This window comes from Arthrobacter sp. Y3225116, assembly GCF_059091245.1.
The window spans coordinates 1-2,086 of record NZ_JBNHGL010000363.1; the positions used below are offsets into that span (position 1 = coordinate 1).

Consider the following 2,086-nt stretch of genomic DNA (forward strand, 5'->3'; position numbering starts at 1 on the left):
GCCGCCCGGGCTTCGGCGTCCGTTCCGATGGCGGTGACCACCCCGTCCGCGACGGCGACGGCCGGGGCTCCGGGCAGCAGGCGCCGTCCATCGAAGATCCTGCCGGAGTGAAAGATCCAGTCCGCCGCCATGGCCGCTCCTCTGACCCGGCGGATGCCGGAAATGAATGGGTTTCACTTATGACACAGTGACCGGGGTCTCTTTGTCAACGGATTTCGCTGGTTCCCCGGAACGTGACGGCACCGGCCCGGCTCTGCCGGCAGCCCCGGGGGCAGCGGCGGCGAAATACGCAACGAAGTAGTTGCTTAATCAGTGTGAGCGTAGGCTACCCTTACTTTTGTTTCCATCCCTTGATCCGAGGAGGCCCGAGTTGGCCCTTTCACGCATGCGCGGATTGGCAGCTGCCGCCGCCGTCGTCCTGATGTCCCTGACCGCCTGTTCCACCGGTCCCGCGGGCGGAGGTTCCGAGGGAGGCCCGTCGGCCGCGGCGTCGGACCAGTTCCCGGTGACGGTGGAACACGCCTTCGGCGAGACGGTGATCGAAGAGCAGCCCGAACGCGTGGCCACCGTGTCCTGGGTTAATTCCGATGTGTCGCTGGCGCTGGGTGTGGTTCCGGTCGGCATGCCCAAGGAAGACTGGGGCGGAAACGAGAACGGGTCCACCCCGTGGCGGGACGCCAAGCTGGAGGAGCTGGGCGCCGCGATCGGCAGCGAGAATGCGCCCACCCTGTATTCGGAGGTGGACGGCATCGCCTTCGACGAGATTGCCGAGCTGGCCCCGGACGTCATCCTTGCCGCCTACTCCGGGTTGACCCAGGAGGACTACGACACACTCAGCAAGATCGCCCCGGTCGTCGCTTACCCGGAGACTCCCTACGGCACGGACTGGCAGGACTCCACCCGGCTGATCGGTCAGGCGCTCGGACGCAGTGCGGAAGCCGAGGACCTGGTGGCCGAAACCGAGCAGACCATCGTGGCCAAGGCCGCGGAGTACCCGCAGCTGGCTGGCAAGAGCTTCATCTACGGCAACCTTGAACCGGCCAAGGGCGACGGCGTGAACGTCTACACCGCCAACGACAACCGGCCGAAGTTCCTCACCAGCATTGGCATGGTCCAGGCGGATGTTGTCACCGAGGCCACCGCCGGCTCCGACGAGTTCTTCATTCCCTGGTCGGCCGAGAAGGCCAACGAACTGGAATCCGATGTGTTCGTGACCTGGGTGCCGGACGACAAGACCGCCCGGCAAATCACCAAGGACCCGCTGCTGGGCCAGATCCCGGCGATCAAAGACGGCGCGCTGGTGGCGGACTCGGACAATACGCTGACCCTGTCCATTTCCGCCGCGTCGCCGCTGAGCCTGCCGTGGGCGCTGGATACCTTCCTGCCCATGCTCGCCGAGGCCGCTGACGCGGCTGACGCCGCCGCCAAGTAGTCCGCGGCCGCCGATCCCCAGGACGACGGCGAGGGGCTCCCTCCGCGCAGCGTGAGCAGTGCCGGCGCGGGCAGGGTGCCCCTTTGCCTGTCCCGTCGCATAAGGTTGCCGGAGATTGCCTATCGCGGAAGGGGTGGGGGCGGTGAAGACCCGCGGGACCAGCCAGTCGTTGTCCGCCGGGTTGCTGATTGCCGGCATCCTGCTGGTGGCAGCCAACCTGCGCCCGGTGCTGACCAGCGTGGGCCCGCTGCTGGACCAGATCGGCGCGGACACCGGGCTGGGCACCACCGCCCTGGGCGTGCTCGCCGCGGTCCCGCTGCTGGCCTTCGGCGCGGTGTCCCCGCTGGCGCACGGACTGAGCGAAAAGTTCGGCGTCGAGCGCACGGTTTTCGGTGCCCTGATGCTGTTGGTGGCCGGGACGTTCCTGCGCCCGGTGCCCGGCGCCATCGCGAATCTGTGGATCGGCACCTTCCTGGTCGGTGCGGCCATTGCCGTCTGCAACGTGATGCTGCCCGCGCTGCTCAAGCGGGACTTCCCGGACCGGATGGCCTCGCTGACCGGCGCCATCGCGAATCTGTGGATCGGCACCTTCCTGGTCGGTGCGGCCATTGCCGTCTGCAACGTGATGCTGCCCGCGCTGCTCAAGCGGGACTT

The 2,086-nt window shown here is 67.6% G+C and carries 1 protein-coding gene and 1 pseudogene; both read left to right on the forward strand.

The genetic code is table 11. From position 1 onward, the window contains the following. The first annotated feature begins 385 nt into the window (after window positions 1-385). Window positions 386-1,432: an iron-siderophore ABC transporter substrate-binding protein gene (locus AC5RV2_RS17360; protein WP_494093370.1), complete on the forward strand. Its 1,047-nt coding sequence runs from the start codon at window positions 386-388 to the stop codon at window positions 1,430-1,432. 115 nt (window positions 1,433-1,547) lie between these two features. Beyond that, a pseudogene (locus AC5RV2_RS17365) lies at window positions 1,548-2,086 on the forward strand (hypothetical protein); the annotation flags it as partial.